The following is a 26349-nucleotide window of genomic DNA, read 5'->3' as shown; positions in this document are numbered from 1 at the left end:
ATTATTCGATTTTTTTAGAATGAATATAGAAGTCTTTATCTACTACAAAATCATCACCCTTAATAGGCTTAGTTTTCCATTCTGAATTTGGGAAAATCCATTCGTGCTTACCATCAATTTCAACTTCAATTGGCATATCAAAATCGTCTACAATGTTGGTATAACGGAATTTTAATTGACCGTTATCAATTTTATATTCTAAAGTTGGAATACGCGTGTCTCTTAAATATTGATTAAAAAATGCCGATAAATCTTTATTTGTCTGTTGACTGATATAGTCTTCAATTTGTTTGGTGGTTACCGTTTGGTGATAGAATTCAGAATTTAAACCTCTTAAGATATTTCGCCATAAAACGTCATCTTCAATAAGTTGGCGTAAGGTATGCAACATATTTGCACCTTTATAATACATATCACTAGAGCCTTCATGGTTTACGTTGTATTCTCCGATAAGTGGTCTGTCGTTTTGAATATTCTTTCTTGTACCTATAACATATTCTGCCGAAGCTTCTTTCCCATAATAATAATCTAAAAATAGATTTTCGGAATAAGCTGTGAAACCTTCATGAATCCACATGTCTGCAATATCTTTATTGGTGATATTGTTGGCAAACCACTCATGACCAGCTTCGTGAATGATAATAAAATCGAATTTTAAACCCCAGCCAGTGCCAGATAAATCTCGCCCTAAATAACCATTTTTAAACTTATTACCATAGGTGACTGAACTCTGGTGTTCCATACCTAAATAAGGTACTTCAACCAGTTTAAAGCTGTCTTCGTAAAACGGATAAGGCCCAAACCAATGTTCAAAAGCCTTCATCATTTTTGGCGCATCTTTAAATTGTTCTTTTGCTTTTTCAAGATTGTAAGAAAGCACCCAATAATCCATATCTAGCTTGCCTTTTTTACCTTGATAGACTTCAGAAAAGTTGACGTAATCACCAATATTAACATTTACACCATAGTTGTTAATAGGATTTGAGACAAACCACTCATACATTTTGTAGCCACCATGCTCATATTCGTAAGTATCTCTATGTCTACCATTAGCAACAGCGACTAAGTCTTTCGGTACATCAATCGCAATACGCATACTATCTACCTCGTCGTACATATGGTCTTTATTTGGCCACCAAACACTGGCGCCTAAACCTTGACAAGACGTCGCAACAAAATGTTTTCCATTTTTATCCTTTTTCCATGAAAAGCCACCATCCCAAGGTGCTCGTACAGCTTCTTTGGGTTTTCCAGAGTATTGAACGTATAACTCATTGTATTCGCCTGGAATTTGTTCTTTTTTTAAAAAAACAAAATATGCTGGACCAATTTTCTTATAGTCCAATTTTTCATTATCCTGTGAAAAGACTACTACTTCTAATGGATCTTGAAGATCAATCTGTATAACATTATGAGGTTTTAATACCTTATATCGTATAATGTTATAACCAGAAATATGTTTTTTATCTGGTTGAACTTTTATATTTAGGTTATAATAGTTTAAATCCCACCATTCACGTTCTGGTGTGATACTACCTCTTAAGGTATCTTGTTTGGTAAATTGAATTTTATCTTGAAGTAACTGAGCATTAACTGAAGTTATTATAAGTAAACCAAGTATAAGTAATCTATATTTCACTATTAAACCATTTTTTGTTTTAAATATTTAACAAGCATTGTGCCACCTAAAACTAAATTTGTTCCTAAGTATAGGATCCCAAAAATAAGAAGGTTGGTGTAGTTTTGGTTAGCAACTTCGAATTCTGATAATTCAGAAAACAATGCCAAAACTAAAAATAAAGTGAGTGCTATAACTGTAATAGAAATGATTAAACCTAAAGTTGCTTTTTTATTCACTATCTGATAGGAAAGGACAGCTAATAAGCCAATAGCGAAAGGATTAAAAAGATTTGCAGTTAAGATCCAATAATAAACTACTGATACAATTAAAAATAATTCTGGAATTAGAAGTTTTAATTTTGAAATATTCATGATTATCTAATTATTTTATTTGGAAAGACTACCACACTTTCGTGACCATCTTCATTAACAGAAACCACCCCAAATAGTGAATTATCTATAACGATACCTGTAAGTGTAAACTCATTAACGTCGCCAACATATCTACTATTGTCCCAAGTAGGTGAAGTTGTGTTTCTCCAATAGATTTTATAGCCCTTAACGCCTTCTACTTTATTCCATTTTAATTTTGCTGAAGCTTCTACAATACCTCCAATACTCACTTCGTCTGGAGCAGGTGGAGCAGAAGCAAGGCTAGCCATGGTAATAGCATTCACAGCTGTTAGCTTTTTACAATATGGAAAGTTAACATGCTCAAACGTGTCTCCATAATCGATACCATTTTCTGTTCTGATATCCTGATGTTGCTGTGTGTAATTTTCGTGCGCTTCCATTATTCGGATACCTGCGAAACCTAAATCATTAAAAGGTCTGTGATGGCCACCACGACCAAAACGATCGAGACGATAGACCATCATCGGATTCATTTCTGGCATGTAGGTTTTGGTTGTGGTGTACACATATCTTGCCAACTGACGTGAAATTCCATCAACTTCACCACCATAAAAACGTCTCGCTCTGGCTTGTCTAGCTAATTTTTCAGCATCGGTTTCGTCTGTAGTAATCGGTTCGGAAAAGATTCGGAAAGTGCGATTGTCTATTACTCCATCAACACCTTTAATGTTTCCGATCATGTCATTATTAAGGACACCAATAATTTGCCAATTATTGTCCTTAGCGTATTTGGCAAAACCTTGTCCACCAAAAAGGCCTTGTTCTTCACCAGAAAGTCCTAGATAGACAATACTACTTTCAAATTTGTATTTTGAAAGCACTCTAGCAGTTTCCATGGCACCAGCCATGCCAGTCGCATTATCGTTTGCACCAGGTGAATCTGAGGTGTAATCGTTAGGGTCTGACACTCTAGAGTCTATATCTCCGCTCATGATGATGAAGCGATTAGGGTATTTTGTACCACGTTGAATTGCAACCACGTTTACCACGTTAACATCTTTTACAATACGTTGGTTGGTTCCTTTTTCTACCAAATTACTCTGATAAAAAACTTCCAAACAATCATTGCAATCTTTTGAAATATTATCGAATTGCGATTTTATCCATCGTCTTGCTGCACCTATACCTCTTGTGTCAGAAACAGTATCGCTTAATGTGTGACGTGTGCCAAAATCTGCTAAGGTTTTTACATCATTTTTTAAGCGTTCTTCTGAAATGGCATCTACGATATCATATATTTTGGTATCGGTTTGGCTATTAGAAATACATGTAAAGAAAAGTATTACAGCTATAGATAGTGATTTCATATTTTTTTCTTGTAGTTAAATTTAACAGTTTGAACGGTCTCGCCTTCATTGATGTCTACATAAACATTCATTTCATTAGAAGACACTTTTTCAAAGGTCATGCCTTCAAAAACAACTTTATTTTCAGTAATTTCTTTTAAAGGGAAATCTACGGTTTCATCTTTAGTTTCCCAACCTTTTAAATCTGCACCAAAATGTTTTAGTTGCAGTATTAAAGAATCTTCAACTTCACGGATAACTTCTATTTCATAAAACTTTACTTTTCCATCGACAATTAGCTTAAAAGTAGCCATCATAGAACCACCCAAAGGTTCGCTCCAAATTTCTTCGGTAATACCACCAAAGGCTTCGCCATGCCATGTGCCAGCTATCCAAGCGATGTTTTCTAATTTAGGCTCTAAGGTTTTCTTTTCCTGAGAATATATATTTAAGCCAATTGTTAATAGTATAAATGCTAATATATTTTTCATAAAAATTTTATTGAATAAATGTAACTTTTGAAATTAAACCGTCATCTACTTCGTAAATAGCTATGGCATAATAGATTTTTCCGTTTATGGTTGCTTTTTCTTTGTCAATAACTTTGTTCCCTAAAACAATTCTGTTCATAATCTCAGCGTTAAGATCTGGGACTTTTTGAAAGATAACTTGATATCTTTTTTCTAATTCTTCGATACCATTAGAAGTTATGTTTTCTGGAAATTCGTAAAGCTTAACGTCTTTAGCGTAAGTTTTACTGAATTCATCAATATCACGTTTGTTATAAGCTTCAAGCTGATCATTAACAATAGTTTCAGGATTAGAGGTTGTATTCTTATTTCTAATAAACGTCATAGATTTTATACCATCTTTATCTACATTATAGATGGTAGCTTGTCTTATGGTTAGATTATTTAATGTTACCAATTCTTCGTCAATAACATAATTGTTAAGTACCATACGGTTTAAAACCTTAACATTAGACTTTTTGTTATTTTTAAAGAACTGTCTGTAATTTTCTTTAAGTGTATTTCTACCAGAATACATATAATCTTTTGGAAATTTATTGACTACAACATTAGCATCAAAAGCATTTGCAAATTCATTGAGCTGCCTGTTATTAAAAGGATCTATATGTTTTTGAACAACTGCAGCAGCTTCAGTTTCTGATAAAATTGGGTCAGCAACTGTTTGTTCTGTTGGGTTATCGTTAACTTCTAAACCTCGCTCATTTGATTGTAAATCTGCAGCAATCAATAATTTTGTGCCATCATCGTTAACTGCCAAACGCGTAATGCTAGAAATACCATAAGAAGATAGATCTGCTACCTTTTTCCAATTATTATCACGTTTTAAGGTTAGTTTATATAAGACACCATTTTTACCAGATAGAAGTGTTTTACCATCTAACCAGCAAATATCTTCAATACCTTCCATAGTATTTGCAATAAGTCTTGTAACACCATTTTTAGTGTTTAAAGATCTTATTTGCCATGGTTTGTTAGCTTCTTTATAGATAAAGCTTACTAAATCAGACTTAGGGATTTTATGAAACGAACGACCTACACTTGTAGCATATTTTCTGCTTGTACCATCTGTAATATTTGTGAAATATAAATTTAGTTGCTCGTTTTCAATGACAGCAGAAACTATTGAGTGCTGATCGTACCATGTATAGTACGCTACGACCAAATCCTTGATGAGCTCTGTAGATTCACCATTACTTAGATTATAACTATATAAACGTTGCTTACCATCTGTATCTAATCTAACAGCAGAAACCGCATTTTTATTTGGAATTTTTAATGGTGTATACTCTCCACCTTTAGTATAATTTATAAATGTTTTTGACTTATAATTGATGTGATATTGAGCAATATCGGTTTGTCCACTTCGTGTAGAAGCAAATAGTACATTGTCATCACCAAAAAATGAAGGCTGATTATCGTAGCCTTCATTGTTAGATATATTGATGCCGTTAGAGACGTCAATTTTAGAATTGCTTTGTTCTAAGTCAAATAGAAATACTTCTGTATTGGTTTGTGAAAATGAGAGGATTGAAAAAAAGGGAAATAGGATTAAAAAATAATATTTCATAAGATAGCAAGATTGATTCCTTAAATATAAGGATTATCTAGATTGTTATTTCTTGTAGAGATTACAATTTGTCGATGAAATTTGCAATTGAGTTCATTTTAGCGAATTAATGGGCTTTTAAAATACAATACACTGCCAATCCATGATAATTTTTAAATATTAGACATACCAAACCAAACAAAAAACATTAGTCCCTTGAGTAACTTAATCCCTCTAAAGTTATGAATACTACCATACCATCCATTAAAACCATAGGCTTTTTTATAGGTCTATTTCTTTTTCAGAATAGTTTTGGACAGAATACTTCTAATGTAAATGAAGAAAATAGTTTACCAACAACAGGTGAATTAAATATATCCACTGAGAACTCTACTGATACTAGGCCGAAAATAAGACTGCGATTTACATCAGTAGGTATTATCAATAGAGAAATTCTCTTAACCGTTGATGATAGATGTACAGATGGTTATGATTGGGGATTTGACGGTTATTTAAACGACGTACAAGTAGATGATATGTCTTGGTTAATTGATGATGATCTTTTTGTAATACAAGGAATAGGTGACATAGATACTGAAGAAACATCTTTGCCTCTTAGTGTTCAAAAGAGTGATGTTGGCGATGTTGTTATCGCAATTCAGGCTTTAGAGAATTTTCCTGATGAAATAGATATTATTCTTTATGATACTGAATTAGACACTCATTATGATTTAAGAAGCACTAATTATGAGGCTACATTATCTGCAGGTATTTATGAAGATAGATTTGTGTTAGGTTTTCAAAACCCAAGTGTTTTAAGTGTTGAGGATAATGAAGAAAATCAATTAGATATTTATTATGAAATGAATAGTGATGAGTTAATAGTTCTTAACCCTACAAACTCAATTTTAACAAATATTGAAGTTTATAATATAACAGGTCAATTAGTTCATAATATTAAAGATGTAATTGATAATTCTCGTTTAGAGTTTAGCGTAGATAGCCTAAGTTCTGGCACTTATATCGTTAGGATTAATACAAATGATAATAAAGTCGTTACAAAGAAGATTATTGTTAACTAGTCAAACTGACTAAACGAAATAAAAAAGCCAATTCTAATGAATTGGCTTTTTACATTTCTAACTTAAACTTAATTAAAAACAGTACTCATTTTCTTCAGATAATTTATCTGCAATCTGAGTACGTAAGGCAACAACATTTGGCATGTTGGTGTATTTAGTAAATCGCTTAAGACCCATAAGCATCATGCGTTGCTCATCTCCTTCAGCAAAACTTACAATACCTTCTTTAGCATTTTTAGTAATAATATCAATTGCGTTGTATAAATACAACTTAGCCATTGCTATTTGATGCGATTGAGATTCTTCACCAAAACGCTTAGCATTTTTTTCAGTTCTTAAAATTGTAGACTCAGCCATGTATATCTCAATTAAGATATTAGAAGCGGCTAATAACAACTGTTGGTGCTTTTCTAAGTCTGGTCCATATTTCTGAACTCCAGCACCAGCAACCATTAAGAATACCTTTTTAAGTTTATTAATCATCTCTTTTTCTTCTGAAAATAGTTCTGAGTAATCTGGTGTGTCAAAAGAAGGAATTCCCATTAATTCATCTGCTACTTTCATAGCGGGACCTAAAAGATCTACGTGACCTTTCATAGCCTTTTTAACAAGCATACCAACAGCTAACATTCTATTTATTTCGTTAGTACCTTCATAAATTCTAGAGATACGAGCATCTCTCCATGCAGATTCCATAGGTGTGTCTGCAGAGAATCCCATACCACCAAATACTTGGATACCTTCATCTGTACAGTTTTGAATATCTTCTGAAACTGCAACTTTTAAAATTGAACATTCTATAGCATATTCTTCAACACCTTTAAGCTCCGCTTCTTGATGCGTGTTACCACTAGCAACACGTATAGCAATACGATCTTCTATATTTTTAGCCGCTCTGTAGCTAGCTGATTCACCAGCATATGCGTTAGTTGCCATTTCAGCTAATTTAGATTTAATGGCTCCAAATTTTACTATTGGAGTTTTAAACTGTACACGTTCATTGGCATATTTTACAGCTTCTGTGATAACTCGACGTTGTGCATCTAAACAAGCAGCAGCTAATTTAATACGACCTACATTTAAAGCATTCATCGCAATTTTAAACCCACCACCACGCTCAGACAACATATTTTCTACAGGCACCTTAGTGTCATTAAAAAATACTTGACGGGTAGAAGAGGAGTGAATACCTAATTTGTGTTCTTCTTCACCAAGAGTAATACCATTTGGATTTTCTTTGTCATATTCAACTATAAAACCAGTAATGTTCTTATCATCTTCTATGCGAGCAAAAACGATAAATGTTTCGGCAAAACCTGCATTAGAAATCCACATTTTTTGACCAGAAATTAGGTAATGCTTACCATCATCAGATAAAACGGCTTTTGTTTTACCAGAGTTAGCATCAGATCCTGCACCAGGCTCAGTTAAACAGTAAGCTCCAAATTTTTCACCAGTAGCTAAAGCAGGAACATATTTCTTCTTTTGTTCTTCAGTACCATATAAAGTGATTGGCATCGTACCAATACCAGTGTGTGCACCAAATGCAGTAGCGATAGAACCCGTAGCACCAGAAATATAATCACAAACTAACATGGTAGAAACAAATCCCATTTCTAAACCATCATATTCTGCAGGAACGGCAATACCTAGTAATCCTAATTCACCAGCCTTACGCATTATTTCTTCAGTTAGGGCGTAATCTTTCTTTTCGAACCGTTCTTTATTTGGCCAGATCTCTCTGTCTACAAATTCTTTAACAGTATCTCTCATCATCTTTTGTTCTTCAGAGAAATCCTCTGGAGTAAAGATGTCTTCACAATTAGTTTCTTTAACAAGGAATTGTCCTCCTCTTAAAATGTCTTTTTCTACAGTCTCCATTTTTTATACGTTATAAGTTTCTTCTTAATTTAAAAATTCAAATATTCCAGCTGCACCTTGACCAGTTCCAACACACATAGTAACCATACCATATTTGTTTTTCATGTCACGCTTACGCATTTCATCAAACAGTTGAACTGAAAGTTTTGCACCTGTACAACCAAGTGGGTGTCCTAGTGCGATTGCGCCTCCATTAACATTTACAATATCTTGGTTAAGGTCTAACTCTCGCATTACAGCTAAAGATTGTGAAGCAAAAGCTTCGTTTAATTCAATTAACTCAATATCTTTTTGAGATAAACCTGCTTGCTTCAACGCTTTTGGAATAGCAGCTACAGGACCAATACCCATAATTCTTGGTGGTACACCTGCAGCAGCATAACTCACTAAACGCGCAATAGGCTCTAGGTTTAATTCTTTAACCATGTCTTCACTCATCACTAATACAAACGCAGCACCATCACTGGTTTGAGAAGAGTTTCCGGCAGTTACTGAACCACCTTGAGCAAATACAGGTCTTAATTTTGCTAATGCTTCTTTACTAGTTCCTTTTCTTGGACCTTCGTCTTTTGAAACGGTATATTTACGTGTTGCTTTTTTACCATTGACATCAACGTAAGTTTCTTCTACTTCAATAGGCACTATTTGATCTTGAAATCTGTTTTCTTCAAGAGCTTTTAATGCTTTCATGTGCGAATGGTAAGCAAACTCATCTTGGTCTTCTCGAGACACGTTGTATTTGTTTGCTACGGCTTCAGCAGTATTACCCATTCCCCAATAATAGTCTTCATGTCCAGCGTTAACAATCTCGTAATTTAATTCTGGTTTAAAGCCTGTCATAGGAACAGAACTCATACTCTCAGCACCACCAGCAATAATACACTCTGCCATACCAGCTTGAATTTTGGCAACTGCCATAGCAATGGTTTCTAATCCTGAAGAACAGAATCTGTTAACCGTTACACCAGGTACGTCTACTGTGTTTAATCCTATCAACGAAATTATACGTGCCATGTTAAGACCTTGAGACCCTTCAGGCATAGCATTACCAACAATAACGTCATCGATACGAGTAACATCAAAATCTGGCAATTTACCCATCATGTACTGAATGGTTTCGGCTGCGAGTTCATCGGCTCTTTTAAATCTAAAACCGCCTTTTTTTGACTTACCAACTGCAGTTCTATATCCTTTTACTATATATACTTGTTTCATTTTTTAATTTCTTAATGGTTTACCTGTTTTTAGCATGTGCTGAATACGCTCTAGCGTTTTACGCTCTGTACAAAGCGAAAGGAATGCCTCACGCTCTAAGTCAAGTAAATATTGTTCTGTAACTAGAGTAGGCTCTGATAAATCTCCGCCAGCCATAACGTAAGCCAGTTTATTAGCAATCTTTTGGTCGTGCTCACTGATGTAGTGACTAGCTTCCATAGAATCTGTTCCTACTAAGAACATACCTAAAGCTTGTTTACCAAGTACCTTTATATCTTTACGTTTTACAGGTTGAGTATAACCAGCATCTGCCAATAGTCTCGCATGTGCTTTAGCGGTTGCAATCTGACGGTCTTTGTTAACCACCACAACATCTTTTCCTTTTTGAAGTACTCCTAAATCAAAAGCTTCGTAAGCTGAGGTTGCAACTTTAGCCATACCTATAGTTAAGAAATACTCCTGTAATACATTAAGCTCTACATCACCTTTATGGAATACATCTTGCGCTCTCAACGCCATCTCCTTAGAGCCTCCACCGCCAGGAATAACACCAACACCAAACTCTACTAAACCAATGTAAGTTTCTGCAGCAGCTACAACTTTGTCTGCATGCATGGATAACTCACAGCCACCACCTAAGGTCATACCATGAGGTGCAGCTACGGTTGGGATTGAAGAATAACGCATACGCATCATTGTGTCTTGGAAATACTTAATAGCCATATTAAGCTCATCATACTCTTGCTCAACAGCCATCATAAAAATCATTCCGATGTTAGCACCAACAGAGAAATTAGCTCCTTGATTACCAATAACTAAACCTTCGAAATCTTTTTCTGCTAAATCCACAGCTTTGTTTAATCCTGCTAAAACGTCACCACCAATGGTGTTCATTTTAGATTGGAATTCGCAGTTTAAGATACCATCACCTAAGTCTTCAATTACAACTCCAGAGTTTTTAAAGACTTCTTTAGATTTTCTGATATTGTCTAAGATGATAAAACTATCCTGACCAGGAATTTTTTGTTGTGATTTTGAAGGAATATCGTAAGCATAAGAAGCTCCGTCTTTAACGGTGTAGAATGAAGTACTACCTGATGCCAACATTTCGTTAACCCAAGCATTTGGTTCTAAACCTTCTGCTTTCATCATTTCAATACCAGCTTCGACACCAATGGCATCCCAAATCTGGAAAGGACCATGTTCCCAACCAAACCCAGCTTTCATAGCGTCATCAATTTTATATAAATCGTCTGTAATCTCTGGAATACGATTAGAAACATAAGCAAATAAAGCTGCAAAACTCTTTCTGTAGAATTCACCTGCTTTATCTTTTCCTTTTACTAATACTTTAAAACGATCTACAACTTTATCAATAGTTTTAGTTAATTCTAAAGTTGCAAAACTTGCACGTTTTTTATCTCTATAATCAAGTGTGTTAAGGTCTAGTGATAAAATTTCTTTTTTACCATCTTTAGAAACAGCTTTTTTATAGAATCCTTGACCTGTTTTGCTTCCTAACCATTTGTTTTCCATCATGGTATTGATAAAATCTGGCAAGGCAAATAACTCATGACGTTCGTCGTTAGGACAGTTTTCTCTGATACCGTTTGCTACGTGAACTAGAGTGTCTAAACCAACAACGTCTACGGTTCTAAATGTTGCAGATTTTGGACGACCAATTACAGGGCCAGATAATTTATCTACTTCTTCAATAGTTAAGTCTAAATCTTTCACTGTGTGAAACAGACTCATGATACTGAAAATACCAATTCTATTACCAATAAAAGCAGGAGTATCTTTAGCAACAACAGAAGTTTTTCCTAAGAATTGCTCTCCATAACCATTTAAAAACTCTAATACTGAATCATCGGTTTTTGGGCCTGGAATAATTTCGAATAACTTTAAGTAACGCGCTGGATTGAAAAAGTGAGTACCACAAAAGTGTTTTTGGAAATCTTCACTTCGGCCTTCACTCATAAATTTAATAGGAATACCTGATGTGTTAGAGGTTATTAAAGTACCAGGTGTTCTGTACTTTTCAAGCTTTTCAAAAACTTGTTGTTTAATATCTAATCGCTCTACAACAACCTCCATTATCCAGTCTACATCAGCAACTTTTGCAATATCATCTTCTAAGTTTCCTGTTGTAATACGATTTTTAAAAGATGGATGGTATAGTGGTGCAGGTTTAGATTTAATAGATGCAGTAAGAGCATCATTAACTAAGCGATTGCGCACAACCTTGTCTTCTAAAGTAAGTCCTTGTGCTTTTTCTTTATCATTTAGTTCTCTAGGAACAATGTCTAATAATAAGACATCTACACCAATATTGGCAAAGTGACAAGCAATACCGCTTCCCATAATACCAGAACCAATGATGGCAATTTTCTTTATTCTACGTTTGCTCATTGTTTTAATGTGTGTTCTTTTTGATTGTATATTTTTTTATTAGAAATCATATTATTGATAAGCTCAGCTACTTCGTAGAAGTGAGCAATTTTGTCAGAACTTATATTTGATTTAATAGCGTCGTTAAAGGTTAATACGCGTTCTCTTGAATAGGCTCGTTTTTCTCTACCAAACTCAGTTAAGTGAATAAGAACTCCTCGACCATCTTCTGGATTAGGCTTGCGTTCAATTAGCCCTTTTTCTTCCATAGTTTTTAATGTGCGCGAAAGGCTTGTAGCTTCCATTCCCATTTTAGGACCAAGAGAGGTAGAAGGTGTACCATTTTCTGGATCGATACTTAGCAAAGCGAAACCAGTTGCCATCGTTGTATCAAACTTTGAGGCCTCTTCGTTATACATTTTATTTACTGCCAACCAAGTGGTTCTCAGTACATAATCTATTGTTTTATCCTTCATTATTTTTTAGTTAGATTCAAATATAATAAAAAATACTATGCACGCATAATAAATGTAAAAAAATTATGCGTGCATAGTATTTTAAAATCTAACCTACGAAGGGTTATGTGTTATGGTCGGTAAATTTTTTCGTATAAAGCGTCATATTTCTCTCTAATAACGCTACGTTTCATTTTCATAGTAGGTGTGAGGTGACCATCATCAATAGTCCAAGCTTCAGGAGTAAGTTCAAAACGCTTTATTTGTTCCCACTTTCCAAAGTTTTTATTGTATTTATCAACTTCTTTTTGAATACGATTTATAACTATTTCAGAAGTTGCAATTTCTTTTTCAGATTTGCCTATGTTATGGTTTTTATGATCAATCCAATCTTTAATAAATTCAAAATTTGGTTGAATAATAGCGCCAGGCATTTTCTCGCCTTCACCAACAACCATAACTTGCTCAATAAATAAAGACTGTTTTAAATCATTTTCTAAAAGAGTTGGTATGATATATTTTCCTCCAGAAGTTTTAAACATTTCTTTTTTACGACCTGTAATCTTCAAGAAACCATCTTCATCAATAATGCCTTTGTCACCTGTGTGAAAATATTTGCCAGTCATTACAGAATCTGTTTTTTCTGGGTCTTTATAGTAACCCATCATAACGTTTGGTCCTTTAATTAAGATTTCTCCGTCTTCAGCTATTTTCACCTCTACATTCTCAATTGGCTTACCTACAGTACCAACTTTGTAGTGTTTATCTCTGTACATTCCTACAGAGACTACTGGTGAGGTTTCGGTAAGACCATAACCTTCCATAACTTGCATTTGTCCGGCTGAAAAAACTCGAGATAATCGTGGTTGAAGTGCTGCACTGCCAGAAACCATTGTTGTTAATTCACCTCCTAAAGCCTCTCTCCATTTACTAAAAATAAGTTTGTTTGCAATGCTTAGTTTAAACTCATACCATGGGCCATTTGCTTTATAAGGCTCCCATTTTTCACCTAATTCTACTGCCCAATAGAATAATTTTTGTTTAATACCAGTGAGTTCATCTGCCTTAAGCATAATTTTATCAAAAACCTTTTCTAAAAGTCTAGGAACAACACTCATTAAGTGAGGTTTAATCTCTTTTGCGTTATCTCCAATTTTATCCAATCCTTCTGCAAAATAAACACTTGTACCAGCATATTGATATATATAAATCAGTACTCGTTCAAAAATATGACATATTGGAAGAAAGCTAAGCACTCTAGTTTCACCATCAATAATAGGTAGCCGTTTTGACGCATCTAATGCATTACTAGTAATGTTCCAGTGAGATAGCATAACACCTTTTGGTCTTCCTGTTGTACCAGAAGTGTAAATGATAGTAGCTAAATCTTCTGGTTTTACAGCGTCTTTTCTTGTTTCTACTTCTGATTGGTTACTTTCGTCTTTTCCAAGTTCAAATAATTCAGAATAATGTTTGCAGCCTTCTATATGATTAAAAGAATATACATCCTTTAACTTGGTATTAGATTGAACTTTTCTAACCTTTTCTAAGACTTCTTCATCTGAAACAAAACAAAAAATAGATTCACTATGGTTTAAAACATACTCATAATCTTCTGCTGAAATCGTAGGGTAAATAGGAATGTTTTGCGCACCTAATTGCAAAATTCCAATATCCATAATATTCCATTCGGTTCTGTTTGTTGAGGAAATAACAGCAATTTTATCATCTTTTTGTACACCTAATCTTAATAGTGCACGACTAATAGCGTTCGCTTTATTAACATATTCTTGAGTAGACATAGGTGTCCATTCACCATTATATTTAGTAACCAATGCTTTAGCATTTGGTTTATGTTTTAATTGATAGTGAGGAAAATCAAAAAGGCGTGTAACGTCTGTCATAATCTAAAATCAGCAAAAAATATTAGGGGTTTTTGCGAAAATAACAAATATAGGGTTAATTATTTTGGAGTATAAAAATAAATCGCATTAAAAATTTTGTTTGCTCTTCTAATTTACTTCAATTAAATTGATATAAAAAAGGGCTTCAAATAAAAGAAGCCCTTTTCATTATGATACTTTTCACCCTAACTACTAACAAATTTAAGTAATAACCCTAAGTAATTAAACAATATCGTTAGCAAAAAAGTACCACGTAATACGCAAAGATAATAAATACTCTTTTTATAAGTGACTTATTATTAGTTGTTTTCAATCCACTTTCTGGCATTTACAAAAGCTTCTAACCAAGGCGATACTTCATCTTGTCGTCCATCAGGATAATTAGCCCAGTTCCATTGGAATGTAGAACGCTCAATGTGTGGCATAGTCACCAAATGTCTTCCTGTTTTATCAGTCATCATAGCTGTGTTAAAATCTGAACCATTTGGATTATGAGGATATTCTGCATAACCATATTTTGCTACAATATTGTATTGATCTTCAGCATAAGGAAGGCTAAATTTTCCTTCACCATGAGAAATCCAAACACCTAATGTGCTACCTGCTAACGTTGAAAACATAATAGAGTTATTCTCCTGAATTTTCACAGACGTAAATGAGCTCTCGTGTTTATGAGAATCATTGTGTACCATTTTACCATGCTGTTCGTGCTCTGGATTAATAAGATCTAGTTCCATCCATAATTGGCAACCGTTACAAATACCAACAGAGAGCGTGTCTTCTCTTTCAAAGAAATTTTTAATGACTTCGTTGGCTTTGTCATTGTATTTAATAGCACCAGCCCAACCTTTAGCAGATCCTAAAACATCAGAGTTTGAGAAACCACCAACAGCACCAAGGAACTGAATGTCTTCTAAAGTCTCACGACCAGAAATTAAATCGGTCATGTGTACATCTTTAACATCAAAACCAGCTAAGTACATAGCATTTGCCATTTCGCGTTCAGAGTTACTTCCTTTTTCACGTAGAATTGCTGCTTTTGGTCTTGGTTTACTACTGTCAATACTAGGCAATTTACCTGTAAAATGACTTGGGAATGTGTATTGAAGAGGTTGCTGTTTGTAGTTGTTGTAACGCGCTTTAGCTAAACCATTAGCGGTTTGTTTCTGGTCGAGTAGGAATGAGGTTTTGTACCACATATCTCTTAACCTAGAAATCGTCATCGTAAATACGTCACTTCCGTTAATGATGCTCAATACATCAGCATCAGTCACTTTTCCAATGTTATGGAAGATAATTCCTGCTTTAGATAATGTGTTTTCTATACTATTGTCTGTAGATTGAATAACAATACCTGCGTTTTCAGCAAATAGAATCTTCATTGAATCTTTTTCAGCAAATGTAGTAATGTCTAATTCTGCACCAAGATTGTTATCTGCAAAGCACATTTCGAGCAAAGTAGTAATTAAACCACCAGAAGCCACATCATGACCAGCTACAATTTTATTGTCTTTTATTAATTGCTGAATAGTGTTAAACACAGTTTTGGTATACTCAGCACTTTTTACTTTTGGCGTGGTGTTACCAACTTTATTATTGATTTGCGCAAACGAACTACCACCAAGTTTAAAGTCGTCTTGAGAAATATTGATGTAATAAATATCACCTTTATCTTTCTTGAAAACAGGTTCTACCACCTTGGAAATATCATTACAATTAGCAGCAGCAGAAATGATAACTGTACCAGGAGAAATTACATCACCATCAGGATATTTTTGTTTCATAGATAATGAATCCTTTCCTGTTGGTACGTTAATACCTAAATCTATTGCAAATTCTGAAACAGCTTTTACTGCTTCATACAAGCGTGCATCTTCACCTTCGTTTTTACATGGCCACATCCAGTTGGCTGAAAGCGAAACGCTTTGTAAACCGTCTTTTAATGGTGCCCAAATTATATTTGTTAGGGCTTCTGTAATAGAATTACGACTACCAGCAACAGGATCTATTAATCCTGAGATAGGTGAGTGTCCAATACTCGTGGCAATGCCTTCTTTTCCTTTATAATCTAAAGCCATTACACCAACATTGTTTAATGGTAGTTGTAACGGACCAGCACACTGTTGTTTGGCAACTTTTCCACCAACACAACGGTCTACTTTATTTGTAAGCCAATCTTTGCAAGCCACAGCTTCAAGTTGCAAAACTTGGTCTAAGTAATCGTAAAACTTATCTGTATCGTAAGAAATACCAGAAAATAGTTTGTCTACAGTAACATCTGTCATTATTGTTTTTGGTGAACTGCCAAACATATCTTCTAGAGCTAAATCCATCGGTTTGTCACCATTGGTTTTAGATTCAAAAGTAAAACGATGCTTACCTGTAACTTCACCAACATCGTAGATTGGTGAACGTTCCCTGTCTGCAATTTTGTGTAGTGTGTCTAAGTGCTTTTCCGAAATGACTAATCCCATGCGTTCTTGAGACTCGTTACCAATAATTTCCTTTGCAGAAAGGGTAGGGTCACCTATGGGTAATTTATCTAAATCAATGTGTCCACCAGTATCTTCAACAAGTTCTGATAAACAATTAAGATGTCCACCAGCACCATGATCGTGGATAGAAACGATTGAATTTTCATCACTTTCAACCATGCCACGAACAGCATTGGCAGCACGTTTTTGCATTTCTGGGTTAGAACGCTGAACGGCATTTAACTCAATACCAGAATCGAATTCACCTGTATCTGCCGAAGATACTGCAGCACCTCCCATACCAATTCGGTAATTGTCACCACCAAGAATTACGATTTTATCACCTGCTTTTGGTATATCTTTTATGGCTTGATCTGCTTTTCCGTAACCAATACCACCAGCTTGCATAATTACTTTGTCGTAGCCGATTTTATCAGTGCCTTCTTGATGCTCAAAGGTTAAAACAGAACCACAAATAAGAGGTTGGCCAAATTTATTTCCAAAATCAGAAGCTCCGTTAGATGCTTTAATGAGAATATCCATTGGAGTTTGGTACAACCATTTGCGCTCAGGAAACGCTTTTTCCCAAGGACGCTCTTCTTCTAAACGCGAATATGATGTCATATAAACGGCTGTTCCTGCTAAAGGAATAGACCCTTTACCACCAGCAAGTCTGTCTCTAATTTCTCCACCAGAACCTGTTGCAGCACCATTAAAAGGTTCTACAGTTGTTGGGAAGTTGTGTGTTTCTGCTTTTAATGAAATTACAGATTCAAAATCTTTGGTTTGATAATATTCTGGAATATCAGCACGTTTTGGTGCAAACTGTTCTACAACAGGTCCTTTAATAAAGGCAACATTATCCTTGTATGCAGAAACTATATCATTTGGATTTTGCTTCGATGTTTCCTTAATCATTTTGAATAATGACGTCGGTTTTTCTTCGCCATCGACAACAAAAGTTCCGTTGAAAATTTTATGGCGACAGTGTTCTGAGTTCACTTGTGAGAATCCGAATACTTCAGAATCTGTTAATGGGCGACCAATCTTTTTTGAAACACCTTCAAGATATTCAATTTCTTCGTCACTGAGCGCTAAACCTTCTTGTTGGTTATATGCTGAAATATCTTCAATATTTTGAATAGCTTCAGGCTTAATATTAATGGTGAAAATGTCTTGATCTAAGATTGAAAATTTTTCAGAAATCATTGGGTCGTACCCTTTAAAATTTTCAGACGTAGAAATGAATTCTTCAATTCTGATGATGCCAGAAATTCCCATGTTTTGCGTAATCTCTACAGCATTTGTACTCCAAGGCGTTATCATTGCTGCTCTAGGACCAACAAAAAAAGCATCTACCGATGCTTGTTCTATTTTTGGCTGGTCGCCAAATAACCATACTAGTTTTGAGATGGTTTCTGTTGATAATTCTTTTGTTGCTTGAACAGCAAATACTTTGCTGTTTTGGTTTCCAAAGAAATGAATCATTTATGTGTTGTGTTTTGTTTAAAAAATAAAACACAAAGTTAGTTTATTTTGACAATATCGTGTTATTTATTTAGTGCTAAAGGAAAGACTTATTCAACAAGTTTTAAACAAAAAAAAGAGCAGCTTTTTTGCTGCTCTTTTAAGTTAGGACTTAATTAGTTTTTTACTGACTGTTTTGTTTTTTTGAGTGAACTTAATGATGTAAACTCCGGTTTTTAGGTTTTGAAGATTTATACTTCCTGAACTCAATAATTTTTTGCTATATACTCGCTTTCCTAAAACATCAAAAATTTCAATTATAGTTTGTTCTTCATTAGCTAAATTGATATTTAGATTTGATTTTACTGGGTTTGGATATATAGATAATTTTTTATCAGTATAGTTTTCAGTATTTAAAGTTTGATTGTGAGTTCCTAAATCATCACAGTTATTAGAAGCAAAACTATCCCATTCACTAATGTTAAAAGTTGTGGTTGGTCTATCTACTGTTGGCTTTCTGATCAATGTGGTATTTTGTGCGTAGTTGTCGCTACTGTTAAAGTCGCCAAGGATATCTATCAGTACGTCATTTTTAAATAGTCCTATGGCATCATTACCATTAAAGGATGTTATGGCATTGTTGAGGTCATCATACTCTGCTGTACAAACTGTAGAACCACCATTTGCTATTACAAAGACATCTTCATTTGCAATAGTTGAACTTGATGGAAAGTTATAAGGTGAACCCCAAGCTGCATTTCCATTAGTGCTTAATTTTAGTGTATAGATGGATAGGTTTATTGTAGAACCAGTAAAATTAGCTATTTCTAAAACTTTGTTATTGCCAGAACCTTCAATATATTCTGAAAAGAAAATATCAATATCTCCACCAGAAGAGCCATTGTCGGTTGTTGTTTCACAATCTTGATTACTAAAACCAGATTCGTTGTTAGATGTATCAATGGCTTTTATAGTAAAACAATAATTTGTATCGGGAAGTAAACCAGTTACTGTTGTATTTGTATTAGTGTTACCCGTATTAAATGCAAATGCGCCACCAATATAAACATCATAAGAGGCTACAGCAACATTGTCTGTAGAAGCCGTCCAGCTTAAGTCTATACTATTATCTGTTGGATTTGAAGCTACCAAGTTGGTTGGGTCAGTTGGTGCTTCTGTATCTGGACTAGGATTCCAGATTAAATTTACGTATTCTGGATGGTTGACAAAAGGATTTGCATTGCCTTGATAATTATAAGCTGCATCATTACGAGCTATTTCTCTTGCGTCAACAGGATCTACATTATTATGCCAATCTAAAAGCATGTCTAAGGCCCAATTCTCAAATACTTGATTTTCTGTACCGTTGAACATTTCCCAACTGTAAGAATCTACATTGTCTTCGTAACGAACAGCAAAGTATAATAAGGCTCTGGCAATATCACCCTTAAATTCGTCTATAGGCTCAAAAACTAGTCCTGAGTATCCAGTAACGTTGCTGTTACCACGTTTAGATCCGTTTAGTGAAGTCCAGTTTGCTGATCCAACAGTGCCAAATGGTAAACTGCCTCTTTGACCATTTGTAAATCCGTCACTTGGTATTACATGGTGTATGTCGTTTTGCATAGGTGATGAACTCCCAAAAGATGATTGTGGTACAAGGTGCTCTCTGTTATGGCAGACTCCTTCAGCATTGTAATTACCACATTGATCTTGACCATGGTTGTATGAGTAAGGGTCAGCTCCATTTGGGTTTTCGGTATAAAATAATAATACTGTGTTATCATTTTCATATCCACTTTCTGAGATGTTATCAGAGTGGGTTGTTTGGTAACCTGTATAAAGGGAACCGTAACCTTGGTCTACATGTCCATTACTTATAATATTCTTTAATTGGGTTTTTAGAGCATAGCCTGTAAGTCCGTCTGCAGAATCATAGTAGTTTGCAGGTACTTGAGCCATACCAATGCTGAAAGTTAAAAAAGTAGTAAGTAGTGTGTAAAAATGCTTCATCTTTTAGTTCTTTTCTAATAAGGCCATATAAAATCCATCGTAACCAGATTTATGGGCTAATATTTTTTTGTCTTTTATTAGTTTAAATTCTTTTCCACTTTCTGAGTGTAAGAAATTCTCAACTTGTTTTTCATTTTCAGAAGGTAAAATAGAGCAGGTGGCATAGACCATTTTTCCGCCAGATTTCACCATTTTTGAGTATTGCTCTAATACTTCAGATTGTGTTTTTTTTATGTTTTCTATAAACTCTAGCTCAAGCTTCCACTTGGCATCTGGATTTCGTCTTAACACTCCTAAACCAGAACATGGCGCATCAATTAAAAGCCGATCTGCTTTGCCATGAAGCTTTTTTATTGGTTTTGTAGAGTCTATGACTTTCATCTCAATGTTATGGACTCCATTACGTCGTGCTCTTACTTTTAGCTTTTTTAATTTACTCTCGTAAATATCCATTGCAATAACTTGACCTTTATTTTCCATAAGAGATGCTAAGTGCAATGTTTTTCCGCCAGCACCTGCACATACATCTACAACTTTCATGCCTGATTTTACATCTAAAAAGTCAGCAACTAACTGTGATGAAGCATCTTGCACTTCAAACCAACCATTTTTAAAGGCTTCAGTTTTAAAAACATTAGCACGTTTAGTAAGTTTTAAAGCCCAAGGATGATCTGGTAAAACTTCGGTTTCGATATCTTCAGACTGTAGTTTAAGCTGTAAATCTTTTTTGTTGGTCTTTAAAGTATTTACTCTCAAGATAACATCTGCCTGCTCGTTTTGCATGGCAATTTCCTCTGTCCAGATTTGTTCACCTAATTCTTTCACTCCTAAGTCATCCATCCAATCTGGTATAGATTCACGATACTTTCTAATTTTAGAAAGCTCATCAAAACGCCCTTTAATTTTTCGTGTTGGAGTATCAGTGAAATACTTCCAATCAGGAAGTCTAATACCTTTAAGCGTTGCCCAAACAGCAAAAACTCTCCAAAGATTGTCTCTGTCATAAGGGGCTTTTACATCAGCAATTTCAGAATATAATCGTTTATATCTTACAATTTCGTACACAGTTTCTGCAACAAAACCTCTATCTCGACTTCCCCAACGTTTGTCGCGCTTTAGTAATTGTTGAACCACTTTGTCTGCATATTCATTTTCATTGAAGATTTTGTGTAAACCATCAATAACCGCAAAACATAAATTTCTGTGTAATCGCATTGCAAAAAATTAGCATGCAAAGGTAGTATAAAAGTTGAGATGTACTACAGTAATAAATGTAAAGTGTTTTTTAAATAGAAAAATAGAGAACAAGTTTTTGCTTGTTTAAGCATCTCAATTAAATTGCAGTAATTTCTTAAACACAATTTGGAAGAAATAGAAATCATAGAAGAACTAAAAAGAAGAAATACAGCTGTATTTTCTCAACTTATAGATAATTATCAGCAGAAAGTTTTTGGTACATGTATTTCTTTTGTGCCTAACAAGGAAGATGCCGAGGACTTAGTGCAAGAAGTGTTTTTAGAAGTCTATAATTCTATCTCTAAGTTTAAGGGAAACTCTAAACTCTCTACATGGATTTATAAAATTACCACAAATAAGTGTTTGGAGTTCTTAAGAAAAAAGAACACCAAAAAGCGAACAGGTTTTTTAAAACCATTATTTAGTGAAGATTTTTCAATAGACAAGACTAATTATTTTACTGAGTTTAACCATCCTGGATTTTTATTAGAAAACAAAGAATTAAACGAAACACTGTTTAAGGCTATTAACAGTTTGCCCGAAAATCAGGCTTCAGTTTTTACATTACACAAGATCGATGGTAAAAGTTATCAAGAGATTGCAGATATAACAGATAAAAGTGTGTCTTCTGTTGAGTCTCTAATGTTTAGGGCAAAGAAAAATCTTCAACAGTTATTATATGACTATTACAAAAATGAAATGTAGCACAAGTTTTTTAAAACTTATGCATCTAAATATCAAATGATTTATGATGAAAGATTCTGAGATTAACAAAAAAGTAAACGCTACGCTAAATACCGTAGACACTATCCAAGAGGTGAGGGTGTCTCCTTTTCTTAAGGATAGAATATTGAACAATTTAACCGTTGAGAGCGAAGAAACTCAAAGGGTTTGGGCTTGGTTTACTCCTAAGTTTCAGATTGCAACGTTAATAGTTGTCGTTTTACTTAATATATATGCGTTTAAAATACTAACTTCTGAAGAGTATAATTCAACAGTTGAAGAATTTGTTGACACGTATGATTTTGGTGATGAAACGTATACTTCTATTTTTAATTAATTAAATATGAAAAAGCAAACTATATTATACATACTACTTATTGTACTTTTTCTGTCTAATGTGTTTTTTATTTTTCATCATGTAGGAAGATTTGGGCATAAAGACCATAAACCTCGTTTTTCTATGGTTGAAGAGCTGAACTTTAACCAAGAACAGCAAGAAACTTATAATGCGCTAAGAAGTAAGCATTTTGATAAGATGAAATCCCATTCTAAAAGAATAAGTGAACTTAAAAAGGAAATATATTCTAATGTAGGAGAACAGGAAATATCAGAAGCTTTTTTAGATTCTGTTGTAGATTTAATTGCACTAGAGGAGAAAAACAAAGACTTAGAAATGTATAAGCATTTTAGAGATGTTAGAGAAATATGCAACGATAAGCAGAAAGCACAACTTTCTAAAATTATAAATGATGCTATAGAGCGTCGTGGAAAAAGAGGTAAGTCTAAAAAAAGAGACTGAGTTAGTTCTATAATTTGTCTTTGAATTTGTCGATAGACAAATTATGGAAACTTTTATTTGATTGATTATTGTTAATTTGAAAGGCTTTGCGAATATATCGCGAAGCTTTTCTATTTTTAAGGAAAATTGAAAGTATGAGATTTTTGGTGATATTTTGCTTGGTTGTATTGAGTTTATGTTTTGGTAAATTTAAAAAGGATGTAGAGCAAAGAAATTTTTCAAAGGTTGAGATTGAAACTTTATTGAAAGATTCGTTATTGAGTATTAGGGCTATTGAAGTCGTTGATACTCTTGGGTTGGTTTATCTTACATCAAAAGGTGATTTGGGAGCTATTGTTAATGAAGAGATAGGCTCTGATCAACAAGCTGAATTGCCTAAGTTCTTTGAAGTTTCTTTAAAGACTGATTCTATTACACCTAACTTTAGATCTTTGGCAATTACTTCAAATAATGGTTACGGAGTATCTATTGGCTCACCTGCTTTAGTATATAGCCTAGATATTGATTTTGAAAAAAACAAAATCGTTTATCAGGAAACTCACCCAAAAGCATTCTATGATTCTATGGACTTTTGGAATGATCAAGAAGGTATTGCTATTGGCGACCCAACAGATGATTGTATGAGTATCATCATCACTAGAGATGGCGGTGAGAGCTGGAATAAACTCTCTTGTGATGATTTACCAAAAGCAAAAGAAGGAGAAGCAGCTTTTGCTGCGAGTGATACCAACATTTCAATAGTTGGAGACCATACTTGGGTAGCCACAGGAGGCAAGGCAAGTCGGATTTTATATTCGCCAGATAAGGGTAAAACCTGGGACGTTTTTGAGACACCAATTATTCAAGGTAAAGAAACAACAGGTATGTATTCTTTAGATTTTTACGATGAAACCAATGGATTTGCTATTGGTGGTGATTATACCAAAGCTAACGATACTTTAAATAATAAAATAAGAACCAAAGATGGTGGCAAAACCTGGCAAGTTGTGGCTAACGGTAAAGGACCAGGTTACAGAAGCTGTGTGCAGTACATCCCAAATTCTAATGCTAAGGAGTTAGTAGCCATAGGTTTTAAAGGTATTGATTACAGTAATGACTCTGGTGACACATGGAAGCATCTCAGTGACGAAGGTTTTTATACCATTAGATTTTTAAACGATTCTATAGCATATGCAGCTGGAAAAGGACGTATAAGTAAGCTGACTTTTAGAGAATAAAAAGGTTTTTTTGTCAATCTGAACTCGTTTCAGATTCTAAAACTTATAAGAAACCTATGAAATAAGATTCTGAAATAAATTCAGAATGACAGATGAATTTTAGTTTCGTCTGTTTTGTCTACGTTCCCTAAACTCTTTTAATCTATCTAAAAGTTTCTGATTGAATTGGTCTTCTGCCACTTTAAGCATAATTATTTTTTTAGCAGATATAACTGTTTTTAAATTTTCCACAAGTTCTAACTTAGCATTGTGCATTTCTGTTTCTGCCTCAAGAAGTTTATCTAAAATTTCACCAGCACGTTTATCGCTAACATCTCCTTGACGCATTTCATTTTTTAAAGGTCTTAAATCTTCGGATTTAATCTTTTCTACCTTGGCTTCAAACTCATTGTAAATTGGCCAAAATTGTTGTGCTTCTTCACTTGTAAGTTCGAGTTTGTCTGTTATAAATGCTATTTTTTGTGCTTTTATTTTTTCTTGAATTTCACCACCTCGTTGGGCAAAGCCTGTGAAGCTTACAAGTAAAATTAGTATTGGGATTAATTGTTTACTCATGTCTTTTAAATTTTACGAAGAATTCGTGAATCTTCGATTTCATTATAATATTTTTATTGTTGTAAAATTGTTTCAATATCTGTGTTTTCTAAAAGGTATGACTCTAAGTTTTCTTCTTTGTAGTCAGTCTCTACTATAGTAAAATCTTCTTCAAGAATATCTGCATTAATCAATAATTCAGCCAACTCATAACTGTCTAAAACACTGTTTTCAAAGTACGTTTCAACCATTTCTGCAGATAACTCTTGCGTTTCGCCACCATTGTTTATGAAAATCGCAAACAATAATAGAAGAGAAGCCGCAATACCAGCTACATAGTATAATGTCTTTCTAGTGTTTAGTCTAACAACAGGCTTATCCTCTAACTTGCTTAAGATTTTATCTTCTAACGATTCAAAATAATCCTTTGGTGCTTTAAAACCAGAATCATTAACACCTTCAATACTTTCCTTAATATTAAGACGTTCAAAGAGTTTGTCGTCAAAAGCTTTAAAGTAATTCTCTGGTGTTTTAAAACCACTAGATTTAATGTTATGTAATTTTTCTTTTTTCACTTTATGCTAAACTTATTTCAGTACCCATTTCTATGACTTTAAAATAATAAAATGGTTTAATCTGAAGTTAAAAAGCTTTCTATTTTTTTTACTGCTATATGGTATGAGGCTTTTAAAGCTCCCTCACTGGTTTCTAAAATTTCTGCAATTTCTTTGTATTTAAGATCATCAAAATATTTCATATTGAAAACGAGTTGCTGTTTTTGTGGAAGTGATGCTATAGCTTTTTGTAATTTTAATTGAATTTCATCACCTTCAAAATAAACATCTGCAGTAAGATTATTAATTGCTAAATTTTGATGTTCTTCATTTGATATCTGTAGACGCTTTGCGTTTTTATTGATGTGTGTAATAGATTCGTTTGTAGCAATGCGATATAACCAAGAGTATAACTTGCTGTCTCCCTTAAATTTATCTATACTACGATATACCTTAATGAATGTATTTTGTAAAACATCATCTGCATCATCATGAGAAATTACAATCTTTCGGATATGCCAATACAGACGCTCTTTATAGAGACTTAGAAGTTCTCTAAAAGCGGCTTCTTTAGATATAGGGTCTTTGAGACGTAATATGAAATCCGTTTCGTTTATCAAGTAAAATACTTTGGTATTTAGACCACTGAAATTAGCAAAAGTTTAATGTTGAAAAAATTATTATTCACATATAATTTGTAACTGTCTGATAAACAATAGTTAAGAATGTAAAATATCGATAAAAAGCAAAAAAATACGATAAAAAGCATTTTTTTCTTGTTTTGTAGATTTATTTGTTATATGTTTGACACAGCTTAACCTATTAACTGTTATCAGTTTCCCCAAATCTGGTAACAAAAATGAAAGGATGTGTGTCTTACATGCATCCTTTTTTAATGGTATTAACTTTTCTATTTAGCTGATGTTTTTGTAGTTACCTCGATTATATTTTTAGATTTTTAATGAAAAATCGTACATTGGTTTATTCTATCTATAAGATTAATAAGCA

Annotated in this window: 21 protein-coding genes; 5 read left to right on the top strand and 16 right to left on the bottom strand. The window is 33.9% G+C overall.

Annotation, left to right across the window (positions count from 1 at the left end):
• Nucleotide 1: 1 nt before the first annotated feature.
• Genes ACXAFS_RS10510 through ACXAFS_RS10490 form a run of 5 tightly spaced genes read right to left on the bottom strand, consistent with a single transcriptional unit; the run spans nt 2 to nt 5417 of the window.
• Complete coding sequence (locus ACXAFS_RS10510) at nt 2-1639, bottom strand: M1 family metallopeptidase (protein ID WP_475306834.1); 1638 nt, start codon at nt 1637-1639, stop codon at nt 2-4.
• 2 nt (nt 1640-1641) lie between these two features.
• A complete protein-coding gene (locus ACXAFS_RS10505) occupies nt 1642-1992 on the bottom strand; it encodes a hypothetical protein (RefSeq protein WP_475306833.1) in 351 nt (116 codons plus the stop codon).
• A gap of 2 nt (nt 1993-1994) precedes the next feature.
• The gene (locus ACXAFS_RS10500; protein WP_475306831.1) at nt 1995-3341 is read right to left on the bottom strand and encodes a M28 family peptidase; all 1347 of its coding nucleotides are present in this window, start codon (nt 3339-3341) and stop codon (nt 1995-1997) included.
• Nucleotides 3338-3811, bottom strand: coding sequence for a DUF6265 family protein (locus ACXAFS_RS10495; RefSeq protein ID WP_475306830.1), 474 nt, complete (start codon nt 3809-3811; stop codon nt 3338-3340). The genes ACXAFS_RS10500 and ACXAFS_RS10495 overlap by 4 nt, the downstream gene beginning before the upstream one ends.
• 7 nt (nt 3812-3818) lie before the next feature.
• A complete protein-coding gene (locus tag ACXAFS_RS10490; RefSeq protein WP_475306829.1) occupies nt 3819-5417 on the bottom strand; it encodes a nuclear transport factor 2 family protein in 1599 nt (532 codons plus the stop codon).
• Nucleotides 5418-5638: 221 nt separating this feature from the next.
• On the opposite strand from ACXAFS_RS10490, the gene ACXAFS_RS10485 reads away from it, so the two are divergent.
• The gene (locus tag ACXAFS_RS10485; protein WP_475306827.1) at nt 5639-6478 is read left to right on the top strand and encodes a T9SS type A sorting domain-containing protein; all 840 of its coding nucleotides are present in this window, start codon (nt 5639-5641) and stop codon (nt 6476-6478) included.
• A 72-nt stretch (nt 6479-6550) separates the two neighbouring features.
• Here ACXAFS_RS10485 and ACXAFS_RS10480 read toward each other — a convergent pair whose 3' ends face one another.
• The 8 genes from ACXAFS_RS10480 to ACXAFS_RS10445 form a co-directional block, all read right to left on the bottom strand.
• Nucleotides 6551-8359 carry an acyl-CoA dehydrogenase family protein gene (locus ACXAFS_RS10480; RefSeq protein WP_475306825.1) on the bottom strand — a complete coding sequence of 603 codons (1809 nt, stop codon included), beginning with the start codon at nt 8357-8359 and terminating at the stop codon, nt 6551-6553.
• Nucleotides 8360-8383: 24 nt separating this feature from the next.
• Complete coding sequence (locus ACXAFS_RS10475; protein ID WP_475306824.1) at nt 8384-9574, bottom strand: acetyl-CoA C-acyltransferase; 1191 nt, start codon at nt 9572-9574, stop codon at nt 8384-8386.
• A 3-nt stretch (nt 9575-9577) separates the two neighbouring features.
• Nucleotides 9578-11986: a 3-hydroxyacyl-CoA dehydrogenase/enoyl-CoA hydratase family protein gene (locus tag ACXAFS_RS10470; protein WP_475306823.1), complete on the bottom strand. Its 2409-nt coding sequence runs from the start codon at nt 11984-11986 to the stop codon at nt 9578-9580.
• The gene (locus tag ACXAFS_RS10465; protein ID WP_475306821.1) at nt 11983-12441 is read right to left on the bottom strand and encodes a MarR family winged helix-turn-helix transcriptional regulator; all 459 of its coding nucleotides are present in this window, start codon (nt 12439-12441) and stop codon (nt 11983-11985) included. Before ACXAFS_RS10465 ends, ACXAFS_RS10470 begins: the two co-directional genes overlap by 4 nt.
• Before the next feature lie 110 nt (nt 12442-12551).
• Nucleotides 12552-14324, bottom strand: a complete 1773-nt coding sequence (locus ACXAFS_RS10460) for an AMP-dependent synthetase/ligase (RefSeq protein WP_475306820.1) — start codon at nt 14322-14324, stop codon at nt 12552-12554.
• Between the two features lie 299 nt (nt 14325-14623).
• Nucleotides 14624-18286: a phosphoribosylformylglycinamidine synthase gene (gene purL, locus ACXAFS_RS10455; protein WP_475306819.1), complete on the bottom strand. Its 3663-nt coding sequence runs from the start codon at nt 18284-18286 to the stop codon at nt 14624-14626.
• Nucleotides 18287-18430: 144 nt separating this feature from the next.
• The gene (locus tag ACXAFS_RS10450) at nt 18431-20278 is read right to left on the bottom strand and encodes an endonuclease (RefSeq protein ID WP_475306817.1); all 1848 of its coding nucleotides are present in this window, start codon (nt 20276-20278) and stop codon (nt 18431-18433) included.
• A gap of 3 nt (nt 20279-20281) precedes the next feature.
• Entirely contained in the window at nt 20282-21493 is a 1212-nt protein-coding gene (locus ACXAFS_RS10445; RefSeq protein ID WP_475306816.1) for an RsmB/NOP family class I SAM-dependent RNA methyltransferase, read from the bottom strand.
• Nucleotides 21494-21640: 147 nt separating this feature from the next.
• On the opposite strand from ACXAFS_RS10445, the gene ACXAFS_RS10440 reads away from it, so the two are divergent.
• The 4 genes from ACXAFS_RS10440 (at nt 21641) to ACXAFS_RS10425 (ending at nt 24253) form a co-directional block, all read left to right on the top strand.
• Nucleotides 21641-22219 carry an RNA polymerase sigma factor gene (locus tag ACXAFS_RS10440; protein WP_475306815.1) on the top strand — a complete coding sequence of 193 codons (579 nt, stop codon included), beginning with the start codon at nt 21641-21643 and terminating at the stop codon, nt 22217-22219.
• A gap of 43 nt (nt 22220-22262) precedes the next feature.
• On the top strand, nt 22263-22574 hold the full coding sequence (locus tag ACXAFS_RS10435) for a hypothetical protein (RefSeq protein ID WP_475306814.1): 312 nt from the start codon (nt 22263-22265) through the stop codon (nt 22572-22574).
• A gap of 6 nt (nt 22575-22580) precedes the next feature.
• Complete coding sequence (locus ACXAFS_RS10430) at nt 22581-23036, top strand: Spy/CpxP family protein refolding chaperone (RefSeq protein ID WP_475306812.1); 456 nt, start codon at nt 22581-22583, stop codon at nt 23034-23036.
• Between the two features lie 134 nt (nt 23037-23170).
• Nucleotides 23171-24253 carry a WD40/YVTN/BNR-like repeat-containing protein gene (locus ACXAFS_RS10425; protein ID WP_475306811.1) on the top strand — a complete coding sequence of 361 codons (1083 nt, stop codon included), beginning with the start codon at nt 23171-23173 and terminating at the stop codon, nt 24251-24253.
• Nucleotides 24254-24352: 99 nt separating this feature from the next.
• On the opposite strand, the gene ACXAFS_RS10420 is transcribed toward ACXAFS_RS10425, so the two are convergent.
• From ACXAFS_RS10420 to ACXAFS_RS10410, 3 genes are read right to left on the bottom strand one after another with little or no spacing between them, the layout of a single operon-like run.
• Nucleotides 24353-24808, bottom strand: coding sequence for a sensor of ECF-type sigma factor (locus ACXAFS_RS10420; RefSeq protein WP_475306810.1), 456 nt, complete (start codon nt 24806-24808; stop codon nt 24353-24355).
• 53 nt (nt 24809-24861) lie between these two features.
• Nucleotides 24862-25362 (bottom strand): hypothetical protein, encoded by a 501-nt coding sequence (locus tag ACXAFS_RS10415; protein ID WP_475306808.1) that lies wholly within the window; start codon nt 25360-25362, stop codon nt 24862-24864.
• A 56-nt stretch (nt 25363-25418) separates the two neighbouring features.
• Complete coding sequence (locus ACXAFS_RS10410) at nt 25419-25961, bottom strand: RNA polymerase sigma factor (protein ID WP_475306807.1); 543 nt, start codon at nt 25959-25961, stop codon at nt 25419-25421.
• Nucleotides 25962-26349: the final 388 nt, after the last annotated feature.

The organism is Winogradskyella sp. ABM4_392 (assembly GCF_056160445.1).
The sequence above is the reverse complement of the archived record's forward strand: the minus strand, read 5'-3'. Positions and strand labels throughout refer to the sequence as shown.

Bases quoted from the DNA above. Each gene is read 5' to 3' on its own strand.
- ACXAFS_RS10490 (WP_475306829.1), bottom strand. From the start codon at position 5,417: ATGAAATATTATTTTTTAATCCTATTTCCCTTTTTTTCAATCCTCTCA.
- ACXAFS_RS10470 (WP_475306823.1), bottom strand. From the start codon at position 11,986: ATGAGCAAACGTAGAATAAAGAAAATTGCCATCATTGGTTCTGGTATT.
- ACXAFS_RS10430 (WP_475306812.1), top strand. From the start codon at position 22,581: ATGAAAAAGCAAACTATATTATACATACTACTTATTGTACTTTTTCTG.
- ACXAFS_RS10425 (WP_475306811.1), top strand. From the start codon at position 23,171: ATGAGATTTTTGGTGATATTTTGCTTGGTTGTATTGAGTTTATGTTTT.
- ACXAFS_RS10435 (WP_475306814.1), top strand. From the start codon at position 22,263: ATGATGAAAGATTCTGAGATTAACAAAAAAGTAAACGCTACGCTAAAT.
- ACXAFS_RS10460 (WP_475306820.1), bottom strand. From the start codon at position 14,324: ATGACAGACGTTACACGCCTTTTTGATTTTCCTCACTATCAATTAAAA.
- ACXAFS_RS10485 (WP_475306827.1), top strand. From the start codon at position 5,639: ATGAATACTACCATACCATCCATTAAAACCATAGGCTTTTTTATAGGT.
- ACXAFS_RS10495 (WP_475306830.1), bottom strand. From the start codon at position 3,811: ATGAAAAATATATTAGCATTTATACTATTAACAATTGGCTTAAATATA.
- ACXAFS_RS10450 (WP_475306817.1), bottom strand. From the start codon at position 20,278: ATGAAGCATTTTTACACACTACTTACTACTTTTTTAACTTTCAGCATT.
- purL (WP_475306819.1), bottom strand. From the start codon at position 18,286: ATGATTCATTTCTTTGGAAACCAAAACAGCAAAGTATTTGCTGTTCAA.
- ACXAFS_RS10505 (WP_475306833.1), bottom strand. From the start codon at position 1,992: ATGAATATTTCAAAATTAAAACTTCTAATTCCAGAATTATTTTTAATT.
- ACXAFS_RS10445 (WP_475306816.1), bottom strand. From the start codon at position 21,493: ATGCGATTACACAGAAATTTATGTTTTGCGGTTATTGATGGTTTACAC.
- ACXAFS_RS10500 (WP_475306831.1), bottom strand. From the start codon at position 3,341: ATGAAATCACTATCTATAGCTGTAATACTTTTCTTTACATGTATTTCT.
- ACXAFS_RS10480 (WP_475306825.1), bottom strand. From the start codon at position 8,359: ATGGAGACTGTAGAAAAAGACATTTTAAGAGGAGGACAATTCCTTGTT.
- ACXAFS_RS10475 (WP_475306824.1), bottom strand. From the start codon at position 9,574: ATGAAACAAGTATATATAGTAAAAGGATATAGAACTGCAGTTGGTAAG.
- ACXAFS_RS10420 (WP_475306810.1), bottom strand. From the start codon at position 24,808: ATGAGTAAACAATTAATCCCAATACTAATTTTACTTGTAAGCTTCACA.
- ACXAFS_RS10465 (WP_475306821.1), bottom strand. From the start codon at position 12,441: ATGAAGGATAAAACAATAGATTATGTACTGAGAACCACTTGGTTGGCA.